Annotated in this window: 17 protein-coding genes and 1 pseudogene; 14 read left to right on the top strand and 4 right to left on the bottom strand. The window is 38.3% G+C overall.

Going from position 1 to position 18,629, the window contains the following annotated elements; genetic code table 11:
* Positions 1-406: 406 nt before the first annotated feature.
* The 3 genes and pseudogenes from RG571_RS06970 (at position 407) to RG571_RS06960 (ending at position 4,064) form a co-directional block, all read left to right on the top strand.
* Positions 407-1,591, top strand: a pseudogene (locus RG571_RS06970) (glycine C-acetyltransferase).
* 101 nt (positions 1,592-1,692) lie between these two features.
* Entirely contained in the window at positions 1,693-2,646 is a 954-nt protein-coding gene (locus RG571_RS06965; RefSeq protein ID WP_131774412.1) for an L-threonine 3-dehydrogenase, read from the top strand.
* 68 nt (positions 2,647-2,714) lie between these two features.
* Positions 2,715-4,064, top strand: coding sequence for an APC family permease (locus RG571_RS06960; protein ID WP_142976447.1), 1,350 nt, complete (start codon positions 2,715-2,717; stop codon positions 4,062-4,064).
* Between the two features lie 181 nt (positions 4,065-4,245).
* Here the strand turns inward: RG571_RS06960 and RG571_RS06955 are convergent, their stop codons facing one another.
* Positions 4,246-4,569: a hypothetical protein gene (locus tag RG571_RS06955; protein WP_002376881.1), complete on the bottom strand. Its 324-nt coding sequence runs from the start codon at positions 4,567-4,569 to the stop codon at positions 4,246-4,248.
* A 128-nt stretch (positions 4,570-4,697) separates the two neighbouring features.
* On the opposite strand from RG571_RS06955, the gene RG571_RS06950 reads away from it, so the two are divergent.
* Positions 4,698-5,861, top strand: a complete 1,164-nt coding sequence (locus RG571_RS06950) for a VanZ family protein (protein WP_308947566.1) — start codon at positions 4,698-4,700, stop codon at positions 5,859-5,861.
* A gap of 69 nt (positions 5,862-5,930) precedes the next feature.
* The gene (locus tag RG571_RS06945; RefSeq protein ID WP_002289190.1) at positions 5,931-7,280 is read left to right on the top strand and encodes a DEAD/DEAH box helicase; all 1,350 of its coding nucleotides are present in this window, start codon (positions 5,931-5,933) and stop codon (positions 7,278-7,280) included.
* 44 nt (positions 7,281-7,324) lie between these two features.
* Here RG571_RS06945 and RG571_RS06940 read toward each other — a convergent pair whose 3' ends face one another.
* Entirely contained in the window at positions 7,325-7,756 is a 432-nt protein-coding gene (locus tag RG571_RS06940; RefSeq protein WP_002295842.1) for a GNAT family N-acetyltransferase, read from the bottom strand.
* Positions 7,757-8,143: 387 nt separating this feature from the next.
* Between RG571_RS06940 and alaS the strand changes: the two genes are divergently transcribed.
* From alaS to RG571_RS06925, 3 genes are all read left to right on the top strand, one after another.
* Positions 8,144-10,786 (top strand): alanine--tRNA ligase, encoded by a 2,643-nt coding sequence (gene alaS / locus RG571_RS06935; RefSeq protein WP_308947565.1) that lies wholly within the window; start codon positions 8,144-8,146, stop codon positions 10,784-10,786.
* 199 nt (positions 10,787-10,985) lie between these two features.
* Positions 10,986-11,582 carry an ECF transporter S component gene (locus RG571_RS06930; protein WP_002295844.1) on the top strand — a complete coding sequence of 199 codons (597 nt, stop codon included), beginning with the start codon at positions 10,986-10,988 and terminating at the stop codon, positions 11,580-11,582.
* Positions 11,583-11,703: 121 nt separating this feature from the next.
* On the top strand, positions 11,704-12,852 hold the full coding sequence (locus RG571_RS06925; protein ID WP_002299705.1) for a cation diffusion facilitator family transporter: 1,149 nt from the start codon (positions 11,704-11,706) through the stop codon (positions 12,850-12,852).
* A 37-nt stretch (positions 12,853-12,889) separates the two neighbouring features.
* On the opposite strand, the gene RG571_RS06920 is transcribed toward RG571_RS06925, so the two are convergent.
* Positions 12,890-13,303 (bottom strand): ribonuclease HI family protein, encoded by a 414-nt coding sequence (locus RG571_RS06920; RefSeq protein WP_131774414.1) that lies wholly within the window; start codon positions 13,301-13,303, stop codon positions 12,890-12,892.
* A 78-nt stretch (positions 13,304-13,381) separates the two neighbouring features.
* On the opposite strand from RG571_RS06920, the gene RG571_RS06915 reads away from it, so the two are divergent.
* Positions 13,382-13,813: an EbsA family protein gene (locus tag RG571_RS06915; protein ID WP_002295850.1), complete on the top strand. Its 432-nt coding sequence runs from the start codon at positions 13,382-13,384 to the stop codon at positions 13,811-13,813.
* Between the two features lie 98 nt (positions 13,814-13,911).
* Here the strand turns inward: RG571_RS06915 and RG571_RS06910 are convergent, their stop codons facing one another.
* Positions 13,912-14,145, bottom strand: coding sequence for a cold shock domain-containing protein (locus RG571_RS06910; protein ID WP_258430464.1), 234 nt, complete (start codon positions 14,143-14,145; stop codon positions 13,912-13,914).
* 182 nt (positions 14,146-14,327) lie between these two features.
* On the opposite strand from RG571_RS06910, the gene RG571_RS06905 reads away from it, so the two are divergent.
* From RG571_RS06905 to RG571_RS06885, 5 genes are all read left to right on the top strand, one after another.
* On the top strand, positions 14,328-15,998 hold the full coding sequence (locus RG571_RS06905; RefSeq protein ID WP_010727778.1) for a formate--tetrahydrofolate ligase: 1,671 nt from the start codon (positions 14,328-14,330) through the stop codon (positions 15,996-15,998).
* 171 nt (positions 15,999-16,169) lie between these two features.
* Complete coding sequence (locus RG571_RS06900) at positions 16,170-16,556, top strand: hypothetical protein (protein ID WP_002295856.1); 387 nt, start codon at positions 16,170-16,172, stop codon at positions 16,554-16,556.
* Positions 16,543-17,241: a CBS domain-containing protein gene (locus tag RG571_RS06895; RefSeq protein ID WP_258430462.1), complete on the top strand. Its 699-nt coding sequence runs from the start codon at positions 16,543-16,545 to the stop codon at positions 17,239-17,241. The genes RG571_RS06900 and RG571_RS06895 overlap by 14 nt, the downstream gene beginning before the upstream one ends.
* A gap of 4 nt (positions 17,242-17,245) precedes the next feature.
* Positions 17,246-17,710, top strand: a complete 465-nt coding sequence (gene lspA / locus RG571_RS06890; RefSeq protein WP_010724048.1) for a signal peptidase II — start codon at positions 17,246-17,248, stop codon at positions 17,708-17,710.
* A complete protein-coding gene (locus RG571_RS06885; RefSeq protein WP_308947787.1) occupies positions 17,707-18,618 on the top strand; it encodes an RluA family pseudouridine synthase in 912 nt (303 codons plus the stop codon). The genes lspA and RG571_RS06885 overlap by 4 nt, the downstream gene beginning before the upstream one ends.
* Positions 18,619-18,629: the final 11 nt, after the last annotated feature.

Genomic DNA, 18,629 nt, shown 5'->3' with positions numbered 1-18,629 from the left:
TCCTTTTTTCGAATTCAACAAGTAAAATTTTTAAGAAATATTCAGAGAGTAAAATTAAAAATTGCTGATAAATGAAGATGGAAGTTTTATGTATTTTTATTGGTCTATGCAATAAATAAATTAAATATTCAGAATACAATTGATTTTAACGAAAGGGCTTCTATCAATGGTTGTGTTGTATTTATCTGCCCAGGTAGAGTAAAATAGATCATTATCTAAAAGGTAATTGTTCATACTATATAAGTCATTTGAAAGTAAAAAGATACTGTAAATAAAAAATGTGGTTAAATAATTCTCATAACCAGTGTAAGCGTTATCAAAAATATGGCATACTTGCTTTGTAGATGAATGACACGATATATGTTTGGTATATTCTGCAAGACAGATGAATATGGAGGTGGAGACAATGTCTTCCAAAGAACTAACAATGTATTTAGAGAAAGAATTGGATCAACTGAAAGAAAAGGGGTTATACAATACGATCGACATACTAGAAAGTGAAAATGGTGCTTGTATCATCGTAGACGGAAAAAAGATGATCAATCTAGCATCCAACAATTATCTTGGATTTGCCAATCGCGAAGAATTGAAAAAAGCATGTATTGAAGCAACCGAAACTTATGGTGTAGGAGCAGGAGCAGTCCGAACGATCAATGGTTCGCTGAAAATCCATCAGCAATTAGAAGAAAAAATCGCAGAATTCAAAGGGACAGAAGCAGCAATCGCCTTTCAATCTGGATTCAACTGCAATATGGGCGCTATCTCTGCAGTAATGACAAAAGAAGATGCTATCTTATCGGATGAATTAAACCATGCATCTATTATTGACGGTTGCCGCTTATCCGGAGCAAAAATCATCTGAATTAAACATCAAGATATGAAAGACCTTGAGAAAAAAGCAAAGGAAGCGATAGAAAGTAAGAAATATAAAAAAATCATGTATATCACAGATGGTGTTTTCTCCATGGATGGAGACATTGCACGATTGCCGGAAATTATTCCGATTGTTGAAAAATATGGACTGATCACCTACGTTGATGATGCGCACGGCTCAGGCGTAACTGGAAAAGGTGCAGGAACCGTCAAGCATTTTGGATTAAGCGACAAAATCGATATGCAAATGGGCACGTTATCGAAAGCTATAGGTGTTGTTGGGGGTTATGTAGCTGGATCGAAAACACTAATCGACTGGTTGAAAGCTAGAAGTCGGCCATTCCTATTTTCTACCTCGCTAACTCCAGGTGCAGCTGCATTGGCTTCGATTACTTTGATGCAAGAACATCCGGAACTTGTCGAAAAAGTTTGGGAAAATGCTAATTATTTTAAAGAAGAATTGAAAAAAGTAGGCTATAACATCGGTATGTCTGAAACACCTATTACTCCAGTCATTTTGGGAGACGAAAAAGTGACTCAGACTTTCTCTAAGAAGCTGATCGAACATGGGATTTATGCTAAACCAATCGTTTATCCAACTGTGCCTCTTGGGACAGGCAGGATCAGAAATATGCCGACTGCGGAACATACGAGGGAAAAGCTTGATGAAGCAGTAGCAGTTTATCAAAAAATAGGAAAAGAAATGGAAATTATTTAACTAAATTTAGTTTTTTCGTCTATTTAAAATTAGAGAACATGTTCACGCATATATTGTTAATCATCTGAAGATAGTAGTAAAAAAGATCAGGGAGGATCATCATGAAAAAAGTATTGGTGACAGGATGTTTAGGACAAATTGGTTCAGAGTTGATCACACGGCTACGTCAAGAACTAGGCAGTGAAAATGTCATTGCGACAGATATACGCATGCCTGAAGTCATTGAGAAAAACGATATCTTTGAGATCCTAGATGTAATGGATTACGAAAAAATGCGTAGCATAGCAGAACAATATCAAGTGGACACATTGATTCATTTGGCTGCTCTTTTGTCAGCTGTTGCAGAAGCAAAACCACAATTAGCCTGGGATTTGAACGTGACTGGGCTGGTCAATGCATTGGAAGTCGCTAGAGAATTCCAGCTGAAATTTTTTACGCCAAGTTCAATCGGCGCGTTTGGTCCAAATACTCCAAAAGATCATCCCCCACAAGATACTCTTCAGCGTCCTACAACCATGTATGGGGTAACGAAGGTAGCTGGAGAACTACTATGTGATTATTATTATGTGAAATATGGCGTAGATACTCGTGGTGTCCGTTTCCCTGGATTGATTTCTTATGCAACCTTGCCAGGAGGCGGTACGACAGACTACGCAGTCGATATTTATTATTCAGCAATCAAAGAAGGAAAGTACACTAGTTTCATTGATCAAGGTACATCAATGGATATGATGTATATGCCAGATGCGATCGATGCCATTATAAAACTCATGAATGCAGATCCTGATCGATTGGTTCATCGAAATGCCTTCAATATATCGGCGATGTCTTTTGACCCGGAAGAGATCAAAGCATCTATTCAAAAAATCATACCAGATTTTGAAATGGATTATGATGTGGATCCTGTACGTCAGTCAATAGCAGAATCTTGGCCAAATTCACTAGATGTTTCTTGTGCGCAAGAGGAATGGGGCTTTTCGCCGAAATACGACTTAGATGCGATGACAAAGGATATGTTGGAAAAACTGAAAGAAAAATTGGTAGAGACGGTATAAAACAAGAACCACATCCAAAAAGTTTTTTATACTTTTGGGATTGGCTATGGTATGAAAGGGGACAAGGGATGGAAGAATACCAAGCCACGCCAGTAAAAGAAGTAAAAATAGAAAATGAATTAAAACGTACGATGGGATTTTTTACTGCTTTATCGACTGTTATGGGCACAGTGATCGGTGCAGGGGTATTTTTTAAAGCCGCAAGCGTAGCAGAAGTTACAGGATCCGCCAGTTTGCATATGTTTTCTTGGTTTCTCGGTGGTATGATTTCTGTCTGTGCAGGACTAACAGGAGCTGAACTGGCAGCTGCTATTCCAGAAACAGGAGGGATGATTAAATATATCGAACGGATTTACGGAAATACAGCAGCTTTTTTATTGGGCTGGGCGCAAGTCGTGATTTATTTTCCAGCAAATGTAGCAGCCTTGTCGATCATTTTCGGTACACAGTTCGTCAATCTATTTGGTCTTTCCCAGTCAATGATTGTTCCCGTAGCTGTTACAGCTGCTGTATCGATCCTGCTGATCAATTTTTTAGGTTCTAAAGCTGGAGGGGCTTTTCAGTCGATTACGCTTGTCTGCAAGCTTATCCCTTTGTTTGTGATCGTCATTTTCGGTTTGTTCCGACAAGAAGGAGTAGACTTCCAACTGTTTCCGATCCAAGCAGGAGAAAATCTTTCATTTTTCTCAGCCTTGGGAGCGGGCTTGCTAGCAACGATGTTCGCATACGACGGTTGGATACACGTAGGAAATATTTCGGGAGAATTGAAAAAGCCGGCGAAAGATTTGCCAAAAGCAATTTCTTTAGGCATCATCGGAATCATGATCGTTTATTTATTAGTAAATGCGGTGTTCTTAAGAACCGCATCTATCGACGGAGTCGCAGGAAACAGCAATGCGGCAAGTGACGTTGCAAAAATGATTTTTGGCGGCTTCGGTGGAAGACTAGTCACAGTTGGTATCTTGATTCCTGTTTATGGAACCATCAATGGCTATACCCTTACTGGAATGCGTCTCCCTTATGTTATGGCAAAAGAAAACAACCTGCCTTTTAGCAAGCTCTTTGCTAAACTTCATGATAAAACTAAAGTTCCTGTAGCCGCAGGTATCTTAGAGCTAGTCATCGCTATTGGCATGATAATGATCGGTGGTTTTGATACACTAACGGATATGCTGATCTTTGTCATTTGGATTTTTTATACGATGGTCTTTGTTGGTGTCATTCTTCTTCGTAAAAAAGAACCTGATTTGTTTCGACCATACAAAGTTCCAATGTATCCGTCTATTCCACTAGTAGCAATCATTGGAGGGACTTTTATCGTATCAAGCACGCTTATCACTCAGACCTTTTTAGCTTCGATGGGGATAGTATTGACACTTGCCGGTATCCCGATTTATCTCTATTTAAAACGTAGATAGCTAAAACATTCGAATTTTATTAGAACCGCACTCTCTGCCAAACAAAATATTTTATTTAAATGAGGAGTACGTGGAAGAAATGTCAAAAGTACTCGTTAATTTTGATCACGTAAATGTCGTTTTGTCTACAATGAAATAGCAAAGTAAAAGACAGAAATCGGGCTCAACCGATTTCTGCCTTTTACTTTGATTTGCGTAACTGAACTATTCGGCGTACGCCGCGATAAATATTTAATAAAACCAAGTAACCAGAAATGAAAATGGGAAGCCAAATCAGATAGACAGGGTAGCCAAGCACTTTAGACAAAGCATGTGGAGTCATTTTATCCATTTCAAGAAGTGCTTGCTGCCAAGTCTGAAGATTGAAGACTAGCATGAAACCCGAAATAATCAGGAGAATAAATCCTAAATAATGAATTGTAGTTCTTTTTCTTACATAAGCGATCGTAGCATAAAGGAACAGTAAAAAAATAGGTACGCCAAAAACAAAGTACATATTCAGCATCTCGACACCCCCTTTGTGTTTATCTTACTTTACTTTGAAAGAAATGAGAAATAATAGCCTCGTTACTTGCTTGAAACAGCAAAGGACTGCTAAGATAAGAGAGATACAAAGAATCAAGGAGGAGTCATATGGCAAGTTATATCGAACCGATTCGTTTTGCGCTGATTGTTTTTCCATTTTTAGCCTTAGCGATCTCATCTGTTTTTTTTATTTATGAATATCGAAAGTATGGAACATTTCTAGTAACAAGGGCAGTTATTTTGTATTCTTTCGTTTTTTATTTATTGTGTGCGTATTTTTTGGTGATCTTACCACTTCCGGCAAAGGAGACGGTTGCCCAAATGACAGGGCCAAAGATGGAGCTGCATTTATTTGCTTCATGGCAACATTTCAGAGACAACACGGTATTGGTCTTGTCTGAACCTAGTACCTACCTGCCGGCAATGAAGCAGAGTGTATTTTTGGAACCAGCTTTTAATGTTTTATTACTCATAACATTTGGCATTTATTTAAGATATTATTTCCGGCTTTCTTTTATGAAAACGATGATTGCTAGTTTCTGCCTTTCTCTATTTTTTGAATTGACGCAGCTAAGTGGACTTTATTTTATCTACCCAAGACCATACCGCTTATTTGATGTGAATGATTTAGTGACAAATACATTGGGTGGAATCATTGGTTTTGTCGTTACGCCGTTATTTACATTTATGCTTCCTACAAGAAGACGAATGGATGAACTTTCTTATGAAAAAGGAAAGACTGTCTCATTGACACGACGCTTGGTCGCTTATTTGATCGACTGGACATTTTTATCTCTTATTAATTTGGTAGCGGCGATTTTCTTTAAACTTGCGTTCGATTCAGGGACAGTTACTTCTCATATCTGGTGGCTTTTATTAGAAGTAGGGGTATACTTTATGATTGTGCCGTTTATAACCAATGGATGGACACTTGGCAAAAAAATTGTGCGTATCCGTTTGGTGGAAGAAGACCGCGAACGAATTTCTTTAAAAGCATTGATGATCCGCTACGGGTATCTGTACTTTCTTTTTTATGGTTTAAGCTGGTTGGGGCAGTTGCTTCAGCAAATCATGAATTCGACAACGAATACGGTGTTGCAGATGAGTGCAGTATTCATTTCTCTCGGTGTCTTGTTACTGCAAGGTATTTTTATTTTAAATATCTTGCTATCATTTTTGAGAAAAAAACGGATTCTGTTTTATGAAAAAGCTAGTCACACATATACTGTTAGCACGATTGGCCAAACAAAGGATGATGATTCTCGAAATTAGCTGAGCAAAAACCCTTTGTCTGTGTTATAATGCCAAAGTCGTGATAATTTAAAGAGAAGAGGTGCACGAATGAATAATTTTGATATATTCCGCTTCAAACCGTTTATCAATGAAGCGTTAACCGCAAAGGGCTTCAAACAACCCACAGAGGTCCAGGAACGTTTGATTCCTTTAATTGCAAAAGGAAAAAATATCATTGGGCAATCTCAAACTGGTACAGGAAAAACACATACGTTTTTGTTGCCTTTGTTTGAAAAAATCAATGCAGAAAAAGAGGAAGTACAAGTTGTTATTACAGCTCCAAGTAGGGAACTAGCTGCACAGATCTATGAAGCAGCTACACAAATCGCTAAATTTTCTACACCGGAGATCCGTGTCTCGAATTTTGTCGGCGGTACAGACAAACAGCGTCAATTAAATCGTCTGCATCACCAACAGCCACAGGTTGTAGTAGGCACGCCTGGTAGAATATTAGACATGATGAATGAACAAGCGCTGAAGATTCACACCGCATTTGCATTTGTTGTCGATGAAGCGGATATGACATTGGATATGGGTTTTTTAAATGAAGTAGACCAAATTGCAAGTCGATTACCAGAAAAGCTGCAGTTTTTAGTTTTTTCTGCCACTATTCCAGAAAAACTTCGTCCATTCTTACGAAAATACATGGAAAATCCAATCATTGAAGAAATCAAACCAAAAGCAGTTATTTCTGAAGACATTGAGAATTGGCTGATTTCAACAAAAGGTAAAGATGAGAATCAAATGATTTATCAACTGCTGACAATTGGTCATCCTTATTTAGCAATCGTATTTGCCAATACAAAACAGCATGTGGATGAAATTGCCGATTACTTGAAAAACCAAGGCTTGAAAGTAGCAAAGATTCATGGAGACATCACCCCAAGAGAGAGAAAACGAGTGATGCGACAAGTACAGAATCTGGAGTATCAATATGTTGTAGCGACTGATTTAGCTGCTAGAGGGATCGATATCGAAGGTGTTTCTCATGTTATCAATGCAGAAATTCCAGAAGATCTAGACTTCTTTATCCATCGTGTCGGACGTACTGGACGTAATGGCTTAAAAGGAACGGCCATTACGTTATATTCGCCAAATGATGAGCAAGCCATTGATGCGATAGAAAAATTGGGCGTCTCATTTGAACCAAAAGAAATCAAAAACGGGGAAATCGTCAAAACATACGATCGTAATAGACGTGCCAAACGAGAAAAATCAAAAGATGTATTAGATCCCACGCTGATTGGTCTTGTGAAGAAGAAAAAGAAAAAGATCAAGCCTGGTTATAAGAAAAAAATCGATTGGGCAATTGCAGAAAAAAATAAAAAAGAACGCAAAATCGAACGCAGACAGCAAAGCCGTACTGCTCGTAAAAATAAGAAAAATTCACATAAATAAAAAACAAGAGGTTGTGACAAAAGGCGTGTCACAATCTCTTGTTTTTAAGCTAGACTTTTTTCCATTCCGATACAAAGTACTTCATCTTCAATAAAAGGTTCTGTGCAAGTATGATACCCTTGTTTTTCATAAAAATCTACAGCCGTCATTTCAGCTACTACATAACTAGTCTGACAACCTTCTGAAACCGCCCGTTTTTCAGCAGCTTCAAGCAACTGACCGCCTAACCCTTTTCCTCGGTATTCTTTTGCTACGCAAAATCGTTCCGGCTTGAAGCAAGTAGGTGTTTTCTTTTCATAACGCAAAGTAGCTACTGGTCTTTTTTGATCAAGAAATAGATAATAGGTTTGTTGCGGGATATCTTTTCCGTCGAATTCTAGTTCTGCAGGAATCCCTTGTTCTAATACAAAAACTTGATATCTCAAAAAGCAGCTAGCTGCGCGTATCCATTCATCCGCTCCAACTATTTTTTTCATCATATTCCTCCTTGTCATGAATAGCAGAGATGTATTGATTCCTTTATTCTTATCGTACCAAAAATCGTGGAGTATGACCAAAAGGAAATGAAAATAAAAATTGAGATATTGACAGTGATCAATAGAATGCGTATACTAATTAAGTACGAAAAGGATATGATTTGTTTTTTAAGACTCACAGAAAATTCTTTCTTGGCTGAAAAAAGAATAGTCACTAATCAAATTGCTCCCTTTTTCTATTTTGGTAGAAATACCGACGCAGCTCAGCGTTATCGAGTTTAAGAGGTAATGATTACACATCATTGCAATCAAGGTGGTACCGCGAGTTTTCGTCCTTGGCTGTGATGGTGTTTTTTTGTATTTAATTTATAGAAAGCAGGTAATGATATGAAACAATTAAGTAGTGCACAAGTTCGACAAATGTTTCTTGATTTCTTCCAATCTAAAGGACATACGATTGAACCTAGTGCGTCTTTGATCCCCGTGAACGATCCAACCTTATTGTGGATCAACTCTGGTGTTGCAACATTGAAAAAATATTTTGATGGTTCAGTTGTGCCAGAAAATCCAAGAATCACAAATGCCCAAAAATCTATTCGAACAAATGATATCGAAAATGTCGGTAAAACAGCACGTCACCATACGATGTTTGAGATGCTGGGTAATTTTTCGATTGGTGACTATTTCAAAAATGAAGCCATCCACTGGGCATGGGAATTTTTGACTGATCCAAAATGGATGGCATTCGATCCAGAAAAACTTTATGTAACAGTTTATCCAAAAGATACAGAAGCAAAACGCATCTGGCATGAAGAAGTTGGCCTGCCACTAGATCACATTATTGATATAGAAGACAACTTCTGGGATATCGGTGCAGGCCCATGTGGTCCGGATACGGAAATTTTCTATGACCGTGGAGAAGCTTATAACGATTTAGCAGAAGATGATCCTGAAAATTATCCAGGAGGAGAAAATGAACGTTATTTAGAAATCTGGAACTTAGTATTTTCAGAATTCAACCATAAGCCTGATAACACATTTGAACCACTTCCTCATAAAAACATTGATACGGGGATGGGATTGGAACGCATGGTCTCAATCGTTCAAGATGCGCCAACGAACTTTGAGACAGACTTGTTTATGCCTATTATCCACGCCGTAGAAAAGCTAAGCAAACAAGTAAAATATGGTGAAAACCCAGTAACAGATATTTCTTACAAAGTAATCGCAGATCATATTCGCGCCCTTTCATTTGCTATTGGCGACGGTGCATTGCCATCGAATGAAGGGAGAGGGTATGTCTTACGCCGTTTGCTTCGTCGTGCTGTCATGCATGGGAAAAAAATAGGTATTGAACAAGCATTCTTATATCGTTTAGTCCCTGTTGTTGGGGAAATCATGGTAAGTTATTATCCTGAAGTACTTCAACAAAAAGAATTTATTGAAAAAGTTATCCGTACAGAAGAAGAACGTTTCAATGAAACAATCAATGAAGGTTTGGAAATCTTAAATCAAGTGATCCAAGAAGTAAAAAACGAAAACGGGACGACTCTAGCAGGAAAAGACATCTTCAAACTATACGACACATATGGCTTCCCAGTAGAATTAACGGAAGAGGTGGCAGAAGATGAAGGACTGAAAGTTGATCATGCTGGTTTTGAAAAAGAAATGGATGCACAACGCGAACGTGCTCGCTCTGCCCGCAGTACTGAAAAATCAATGGGGGTACAATCTGCTTTATTGACAGATATCAAAGTAGAAAGTAAATTCATTGGATACACAGAACAAGAATCAGATAGTCAATTATTGGTCATCGTTAAAGGTGAGTCTCTTTTGAATGAAGTCGCAGAAGGTGAAGCTCAAATGATCTTTGATCAAACACCTTTCTATGCAGAAATGGGTGGGCAAGTAGCGGATCAAGGATGGATCATGAATGAAGTAGGCGAAATCGTAGCAGTTGTTACAGATGTTCAAAAAGCGCCTAATGGTCAATTTATGCACACCGTAGAAGTAAAAGCACCAATGAGTGAAGGACAAACCTATCATCTATTGATTGATCAATCGATGCGCAATCGGATCATCAAAAACCATACAGCAACCCATCTACTGCACAAGGCATTGAAAGAAGTACTTGGCGAGCATGCAAATCAAGCTGGTTCTTTAGTCGCTCCTGGACATTTACGATTCGACTTTACCCACTTTGGTCAAATCACTTCAGATGAATTAGCTGAAATGGAAAGAATCGTCAACGAAAAAATCTGGGAAGCTATCCCAGTTGAAACAATTGAAACAGATATCGATACAGCCAAAAACATGGGTGCAATGGCTTTGTTTGGTGAAAAATACGGACATGACGTTCGAGTAGTAAATATTGGCGGCTGGTCAATCGAACTGTGCGGAGGCACACATGTAGCAAATACAGAAAACATCGGAATCTTCAAAATCGTTTCTGAATCAGGAATTGGTGCAGGCGTGCGACGAATCGAGGCTGTAACAAGTAAAGAAGCGTACGAACTACTTGAAGAAGAAGAAAAACAACTAAAACAAGTAGCAACAATTGTTAAATCACCTCAATTGAAGGAAGTTGTTTCAAAAGCGGAACAATTGCAACAGCAAGTAAGAGAGCTACAAAAGGAAAATGAACAATTAGCTAGCAAGTTAGCGAATCAACAAGCTGGTGATGTATTCAAAGATCCAGAAACGATCAATGGAAAAACAATCATTGCAGCACAAGTAAAAGTGAAAGATATGAATCAGCTGCGTCAATTAGCTGACCAATGGAAACAAAAAAATATTTCAGATATTCTTGTTTTAGCAAACGAACAAGAAGGAAAAGTCAGTCTGCTAGCGGCAATGACGAAAGAATCAAATGAAGCTGGACTAAAAGCTGGCGACTTGATTAAAGCAATCGCACCGAAAGTAGGCGGTGGCGGTGGTGGACGTCCAGACATGGCACAAGCTGGCGGGAAAAATCCTGCTGGTATTCCAGATGCACTTAAAGCTGCGAAAGAATGGGTTGCGCAACAATAGGGCGTTTACGTTTGACAGAAAAACAAAAGTTCAAACATTGAACGAAACATGATTATGGGGGCGAAGACAAACAAGTCTTGCCCTCATACTTTTTTCAATTGGCTGGCGCATCTAATCAAATGGTCGGATTCGGATGGTCTTTGGTTGACGAAAGTGACAGAAATTTTTACGATTAGTATAAATAAAAAGGGGTGAAAAAATGAATAGTAGAAATAAGACCTTTCGACTAGTCTTACGTGCGATCTTGTTAGCAATCATCATCGTACAAGCGATGGTTCCTTGGCTGGGGTTTATTCCATTAGGATTCATTAGTTTAACAATTATCCATATCACAGTAATTATTGCTGCAGTAGTATTAGGCCCAAAAGATGGCATGGTGATTGGCTTGTTTTGGGGAATCGCTACAATTGTTCGTGCCTATGCCATGCCAACAACGCCATTTGATACATTAGTGTTCACGAATCCGATTATCTCGGTAGTTCCCAGAGTACTTGTTGGCTTAGTAGCAGGCTTGGTTTTCCACTGGATTTATCAAAAAAATAAATCAATAACGATCAGCTCAGCCTTTGCAGGGGTACTGGGTTCATTGGTCAATACAGTCTTAGTGTTAGGATTCATGGGATTATTTTATACAGGTGCAACGGCAGATGCCTATGGTGTAGATTCTGCTCTTTTATTTAAAACCTTAGCAGGGGTTGCAGCAATCAATGGGATACCAGAAGCAATAGGTGCGGGAATCATAACACCATTACTAGCAAAAGCGTTATTTGCAGCAACACCGTTGAAACCAGAATAATGACCATCTTTTAATAGTAATAGGACGCACGATAGATAGAAAAAGGAAGAGAGGAGAGGAAAACAATCGTCCTCTCCATCTTTTTACCTGAGCAACAAGCAAACTAGAAGGGGTAAAAAACTTGGCTAAGAAACAAGAAGAAAAAAAGAAACAAATACCGCAACAGCGGACAAAAAAAGGAGTACTAGCGGGTATCTTAGGATTGGTTACGAATCTGATCTTGTTTGTCTCTAAGCTAATGATCGGGCTTTTTTCAGGAAGTGTCTCCATTATGGCTGATGCAGTGAACAGTCTATCAGATACTGCTTCATCCATATTGACTTTGATCGGATTTAAAATTGCTGCAAAGCCAGCAGATCAGGAACATCCTTATGGACACGAACGTTTCGAATATATCAGTGGGTTATTTGTTTCGATCATCATTACTTATGTAGGATTTCAATTTTTAGAGTCTTCTGCTGAAAAAATCATCCATCCAGAAAATGTCTCTTTAACACCCATCGTCTTTTTTGTCCTAATCATTTCCATCTTTTTGAAATTTGCACAAGGCAAAATGTATCAGGTTATTGCGCAATCCATTGATTCTGAAACATTGAGAGCTACAGCAACAGATAGTTATAATGATGTCTTTACTACACTGGCTGTATTGCTTTCAGCAGCAATCGAATGGGTAACTGGATGGCGTATTGATGGATATATAGGTTTTGCTTTAGCATTATATATCCTTTATAGTGGATTGACGATGCTTCGAAATTTTGTATACGAACTATTAGGAAGTCGCCCAACGCCAGCAGAGATTGAAGAAATGGAAGAGCATTTAAATGCTTGCGATGATATACTTGGCTATCATGATTTATTGGTGCATAACTATGGACCCAATAAACGCTTTGCATCAGTCCACATCGAAGTAGATGAATCAATGAATTTGAATGTGGCTCATAAGATTATTGATCTGATAGAAAAAGACTTTAAAAAGTCTTTGGATGTGGAACTTGTCTGTCACTTGGATCCAATGCCTGTTGATAACGAAAAATACTATAATATCTTGCGGCAGTTAAAGCAAATTCTTCTTGAAACAGGTACAGGGCTTAATATTCATGATTTTAGAGTAATTCATCAAGGAAAAACGCTGCAATTTGATGTAGTGGTCCCTGAGAAATTCCAGTTTGATGATACAGAACTAGAAAGAATCTTACGTAGTCAAATAGAAGAAAAAATCGGAGATTACCAATTGGAAATTACGTTTGATCACAATTATCTTTTATATTAAATGAGAAACTATAAAAAGACTCCTTAAAGTTTTTAATTTAAAGAGTCTTTTTTTCTTTTAATTGTCTATGGAGAGCCTGACGTGCAAGATTATCTGCTCCTTTATTTTTGTTTTCGGGCAGCCATTGCAGGATCAATAAAGAAAATTCGGATAGAAGTTCTTGGATTCTTTGAAGGTAGGGAAGGAAGAGCTCGTTCTTCGTTGCGTTTTTGTCGACCGTAGAAACTAGTGTTTTGCTGTCTGAAAAACAGAAAATCGTTTCATTCTGTAAGTCGTTTTTCTTTAGAAATTCTAAAGTTTTTAAAAAGACTTCGAACTCTGCTTGATGGTTTGTCCCTATAGAAAGCGGGATAGATAGCTGTTCTTGTTTACCTTGATAGACAATCAAGATTCCGCCTCCACTAGGACCAGGGTTGCCTTTTGTAGAGGCATCAATGTATACTTTTAACATAAAAAGAGATTCTCCTTTTTGTTCAAACTAATGTTATGGTAAGATTATATCATTACTGAATCGGTGAGAGGTTAGAGAATGAAAAAAAATATTCGATGGCAGCCTGAACTGGCACATACGATCATCTATTGGTCATTGACCTTGATCATTCTGTTTTTTAGTCTGATTCTTTCTTTAGAAAACACAGGTCCTTATTGGAAAAGCAATTTTGTTTTAGGTATTTTTCTTGTTTTTCTATTTCTAGGTTTGCGACGTTCTTTTATTTTAAAATCAAACTCTGTGATTATACGTTATGCTGCTTTTTGGAAAGACCGAGAAATATCTGTCGGACAGATTCGATCTTTGACGCCAACTAATACTGGGGTGCAAATGATGTTGCAAGATGAGAAAGCCCCATCTGTTTTCATGATGCGAAAAAAAGATCAAGTAGTCCTTTTTGATCATTTTGAAAAAAACGGACCCAAATCAGAATCAATTCCTTATCCTTATACGAAAAAAAGAAAAAGCTAATTTTAAAAATCAGAACCTAAAAAAACGAATTTTTACAGGAAAAGAAAAGAGTGAGACGTACGGTTCATCCCGTTTAGCGTCTCACTCTATTTGTTTATCTATTCATGCATACTAGTATCGGTAGTCTGAACGTTGCCTTTCTTGACATGGGCAGCTTGTGTTCCTCGATTCCCTTCGATGATCTCAAATTCGACCACTTGATTTTCTTCCAAAGTTTTGAATCCCTCTTCTTCAATCGCAGTAAAATGTACAAAAATTTCTTCTGTGACATCATAACTGATAAAGCCGTATCCTTTTTTGTTGTCAAACCATTTTACAATTCCTGTGGTCAAAGCACTCACGACCTTTCTAAAGTCTGATCATAGCCTTCATTATAAAGAGTATTTATAAGTACGTCAAATAAATTAAAAACCTGTAATTTTATGTTTTTTTTCTGAATAAAAAAAGGTATAATTGGCATATCTTAACAAAGAAGATATTTTGTTGAATAAAGTTCGTGAAAAGGGGTAATCAAATGAAGAATGATCTGCAAATTTCACAAGAAACAGAGCTAGAACCGATTGTTGAAGTGGCTAGTAAATTAGATCTTAAGGAAGACGATTTGGAACTGTATGGGAAATATAAGGCGAAAATCAATTTTTCTGGAATCAATCGATCAAAGGATAACGCTGAGGGGCATTTGATCTTAGTTACTTCCATCAATCCAACACCAGCTGGCGAAGGAAAGTCAACGATCACTGTAGGGTTAGGAGACGCGCTCAATAAAATCAATAAAAAATCTGTTATTGCATTGCGAGAACCCTCACTTGGTCCTGTGATGGGAATCAAAGGTGGTGCTGCAGGCGGAGGATATGCACAGGTATTGCCTATGGAAGATATCAACTTGCATTTTACTGGTGACATGCATGCTATCACAACAGCTAATAATGCATTATCTGCTCTTTTAGATAATCATATTCATCAAGGAAATGAATTGAACATCGATGCCCGCCGAGTGATTTGGAAACGGGTAGTCGATCTCAATGATCGTGAACTGCGTAAAGTAATTGTTGGCTTGGGTGGGCCAATCCAAGGTGTCCCAAGAGAAGATGGATTTGATATCACAGTTGCCAGCGAAATCATGGCTATCTTGTGTCTTGCGGCAGACCTTGAAGATTTAAAGGCTCGTCTTGCAAGGATCGTTGTCGGCTATACATTTGACCGTCAGCCTGTGACTGCTGGAGACTTGAAAGCAGAAGGCGCTCTGGCATTACTGCTGAAAGATGCAATCAAGCCGAATCTTGTACAAACAATTTACGGAACACCAGCTTTTGTCCACGGGGGACCGTTTGCCAATATCGCTCATGGCTGCAATAGTATTTTAGCTACCAAGACAGCATTGAGATTAGCAGATTATGTTGTCACAGAGGCAGGATTTGGTGCAGATCTTGGCGGAGAGAAATTTTTAGATATCAAAGTACCTAACTTGAAAAAAGCGCCGGATGCTGTGGTGATTGTCGCCACTGTCCGTGCATTGAAAATGCATGGCGGAATGAAAAAAGATGAACTTAAAAATGAGAATCTTGATGCTTTGAAAGTAGGTTTTGCAAATTTAAAGCGCCATATACGTAATATGGAACAATATCAGCTACCTGTGATCGTCGCAATCAATGAATTCGTAACAGATACAGACAATGAACTCACACTGTTGGAGCACTTGTGTGAAAATCAGGGGATTATTGCCAAGAGAGCGAGTGTATGGGCAGATGGAGCAGAAGGCGGCGTTGATTTAGCAAAAGCTGTAGTACGATTGATTGATAGAAAAGAAGCTAATTACAAGCCATTATACCGCCTAGAAGAAACGATACAAGAAAAGACAGAAACAATCGTCAAGAAAATTTACGGAGGAAATGGTGTTGTTTTCAGCAAAAAAGCGCAAAAACAAATAGAAGAGTTTACGAAGAATGGATGGGACAAACTGCCGATTTGTATGGCAAAAACACAGTATTCATTTTCTGATGATCCTTCACTGCTAGGTGCACCGGAAGATTTCACCATCACGATCCGCGAAATCATCCCAAAATTAGGGGCAGGATTTTTAGTAGCCTTGACTGGAGATGTTATGACGATGCCTGGTTTGCCTAAAAAACCTGCTGCATTGAATATGGACGTGACAAATGACGGAGAAGTGTTGGGATTGTTTTAAGCTTGATTATAATCTACCGTATACTAAATAACTTTCATTAAACATCGAAGGAGCTGTATTTTGACTACAGCTTCTTTTTTTAGACGATAGGGAATTAATTTTGTTTACACTAGGATCATTCTTTTTCTTTATTGTATTTTGAGCTATACTAAAGCATAATAGGAGGGTATGATGAAAACGACATTTATAAGAAAAACCGGTTTTTACGGTATGGGTAGCTCGATTCAGCTAAGAATCAACAATGAAAAACGCAGTGTTCTCAGTCATGAACAAAAGATAACGCTTGATCTGGAAGTGCCCTTTACGATGCAGGTCACCTTTTATTGGCTAAAAAGCCCCGTTTATACAGTGAAAGAAGCAAAGCCTGCTTATGTGATCACAATGAATTACTTGATTCTTCAAATCTATCCGTTTTTATTTCTAGCAACTGGGTTGGGGGCCGTTTTCCTACAAAATTTATTTTTCAGTTTTTTTGCAGTTATTGTGTTGATTGCGTTCTTTTTCTATATAAAAAACCGGGCATATTTGATCAAGGAGGAAAATTATGGCAAACTCTGATCTTTTTTTAATCAGTTTCAATCGAATCGAAAAATGGATGAGAGACGAGATGGGAAATGCACGAAATATGGGATTTACCGAACTTGTCAGACGCCTAGCTCAAAGAAAACAATTAATGATCAGAAAATACGAAGATGATCTTTTACAGCTTGCTCAGTTAAGGAATGCGATCGTCCATGATCGGATCGCAGTCGATTTTGTCATTGCAGAGCCAAATGATTGGACAGTCAAGCGAATCCAGCTGATCGAACAAGAACTGATTCGGCCTGAAACCGTGCTGCCTCGATTTGCAAAACGTGTAACAGTTTTTGAACAAGATCTTCCGTTACTTGAACTGTTAAAGATAGTAGCAGAAAAAAGGTATTCACAATTTCCGTTATACAATAAAGGAAAATTTGTAGCATTGATTACTTTACGTAATATCGGGTTTTGGCTAGCAAAAGAAAGCCAAAAAGGTCCGGTTGATTTAACAAATAAACGAGCGTTGGATTTGATCATCCAAAACGGAAAGTACACAAATTATCATTTTGTTCCAGCTAAAACACATATTTACGAGGTTGAAGCGATGTTTCGTGAGCAAGGGACTTTGGAAGCCGTACTTATCACTAAAGATGGGAATCCCGATGGTAATCTGCTCGGGATCGTACGACCTCGTGATATTTATAAACAAATAGAAAAGGATTGATTTTTTGTTAATTATTTATTGGATATTCAGCGCTTTGCTAGTAGGAGTGGATCAGTTGGTCAAATGGTGGATCACTGATAATCTAGCGCTTGGAGAGACGAAAAGTCTTATACCAGGTATTTTGTCACTGAATCATATTCGAAACACTGGAGCCGCATGGAGTATGCTAGAAGGGAAGATGTGGTTCTTTACTATAGTGACACTCATTGCAGTCGTTGTGATTCTCACATTGATGATTAAAAATCGTGAAAAAGGTAATCGCTGGTTCATGATTGGATTGAGTTTGATTCTAGCTGGTGCGATTGGCAATTTTATCGACCGTATTCGTCTTGGCTATGTAGTAGATATGTTCCAGACAGATTTTATGAGCTTTCCGATTTTTAACGTAGCAGATGTGACACTTGTATGTGGAGTGATTTGTATATTAATTTATATTATTTTAGATGAAAAGGATCAAAGAAAAAAATGACAGAACTTAAAACGACGATTCACCATGAATCTGGTAGGATCGATAAAGTATTGACTAATTTATTCACCGATTACAGTCGTTCGCAAATTCAGCTGTGGCTGAAAAATGGAGCGGTTTCTGTCAATGGACAGCCAGTCAAAGCAAATTACAAAGTAAAACAAGGAGACGAGATTACTGTCTTGATCCCCGAACCAGAAACATTAGATGTGGTCCCAGAAAATATCCCGTTGACGATCGTTTACGAAGATGAAGATGTAGCGGTGATAAACAAACCTCAAGGAATGGTCGTTCATCCTTCAGCAGGTCATACGCATGGCACAATGGTCAATGCGCTGATGTACCATATCAAGGATCTTTCTACGATCAACGGCGTTATTCGTCCAGGTATTGTTCACCGAATCGACAAAGATACTTCCGGACTGCTAATGGTTGCCAAAAATGACCAGGCACACGAATCATTAGCTCAGCAATTAAAAGATAAGACCTCTTTGCGCAAATATGTTGCTTTAGTCCATGGAGAGATTCCTCACGAAAAAGGAACCATCAATGCGCCAATCGGCCGTTCGAAGGAAAACCGGAAAATGCAGGCGATAAGAGAAGATGGGAAGCCGGCTGTCACACATTTTACTGTATTGGAACGTTTCGAAGGATTTACTCTGGTTGAATTAAAACTAGAAACCGGAAGAACACACCAGATCCGTGTGCATATGAAGTATATCGGTTATCCGTTAGCTGGAGATCCAGTATACGGACCGAAGAAAACTTTGAAAGGCAATGGTCAGTTTCTCCATGCGAAAATGTTAGGTTTTACGCACCCGACTACAAACGAAAAGATGATCTTTGAAGCACCTCTTCCAGAAGTTTTTGAAAAAACTTTAGAAAAATTAAGAAAAAACATTGCATTTTAATTTAGATAACG

The organism is Enterococcus sp. FR204, from assembly GCF_031143325.1.
GTDB lineage: Bacteria > Bacillota > Bacilli > Lactobacillales > Enterococcaceae > Enterococcus_B > Enterococcus_B faecium.
Note: the sequence above shows the minus strand (reverse complement) of the source record. Positions and strands in the feature narration are given on the sequence as shown.

What these genes read in the sequence shown, in the direction of transcription:
- RG571_RS06965 (WP_131774412.1), top strand. Translation starts at nt 1,693, where the DNA reads ATGAAAAAAGTATTGGTGACAGGATGTTTAGGACAAATTGGTTCAGAG.
- RG571_RS06960 (WP_142976447.1), top strand. Translation starts at nt 2,715, where the DNA reads ATGGAAGAATACCAAGCCACGCCAGTAAAAGAAGTAAAAATAGAAAAT.
- RG571_RS06955 (WP_002376881.1), bottom strand. Translation starts at nt 4,569, where the DNA reads ATGCTGAATATGTACTTTGTTTTTGGCGTACCTATTTTTTTACTGTTC.
- RG571_RS06950 (WP_308947566.1), top strand. Translation starts at nt 4,698, where the DNA reads ATGGCAAGTTATATCGAACCGATTCGTTTTGCGCTGATTGTTTTTCCA.
- RG571_RS06945 (WP_002289190.1), top strand. Translation starts at nt 5,931, where the DNA reads ATGAATAATTTTGATATATTCCGCTTCAAACCGTTTATCAATGAAGCG.
- RG571_RS06940 (WP_002295842.1), bottom strand. Translation starts at nt 7,756, where the DNA reads ATGAAAAAAATAGTTGGAGCGGATGAATGGATACGCGCAGCTAGCTGC.
- alaS (WP_308947565.1), top strand. Translation starts at nt 8,144, where the DNA reads ATGAAACAATTAAGTAGTGCACAAGTTCGACAAATGTTTCTTGATTTC.
- RG571_RS06930 (WP_002295844.1), top strand. Translation starts at nt 10,986, where the DNA reads ATGAATAGTAGAAATAAGACCTTTCGACTAGTCTTACGTGCGATCTTG.
- RG571_RS06920 (WP_131774414.1), bottom strand. Translation starts at nt 13,303, where the DNA reads ATGTTAAAAGTATACATTGATGCCTCTACAAAAGGCAACCCTGGTCCT.
- RG571_RS06915 (WP_002295850.1), top strand. Translation starts at nt 13,382, where the DNA reads ATGAAAAAAAATATTCGATGGCAGCCTGAACTGGCACATACGATCATC.
- RG571_RS06905 (WP_010727778.1), top strand. Translation starts at nt 14,328, where the DNA reads ATGAAGAATGATCTGCAAATTTCACAAGAAACAGAGCTAGAACCGATT.
- RG571_RS06900 (WP_002295856.1), top strand. Translation starts at nt 16,170, where the DNA reads ATGAAAACGACATTTATAAGAAAAACCGGTTTTTACGGTATGGGTAGC.
- RG571_RS06895 (WP_258430462.1), top strand. Translation starts at nt 16,543, where the DNA reads ATGGCAAACTCTGATCTTTTTTTAATCAGTTTCAATCGAATCGAAAAA.
- RG571_RS06885 (WP_308947787.1), top strand. Translation starts at nt 17,707, where the DNA reads ATGACAGAACTTAAAACGACGATTCACCATGAATCTGGTAGGATCGAT.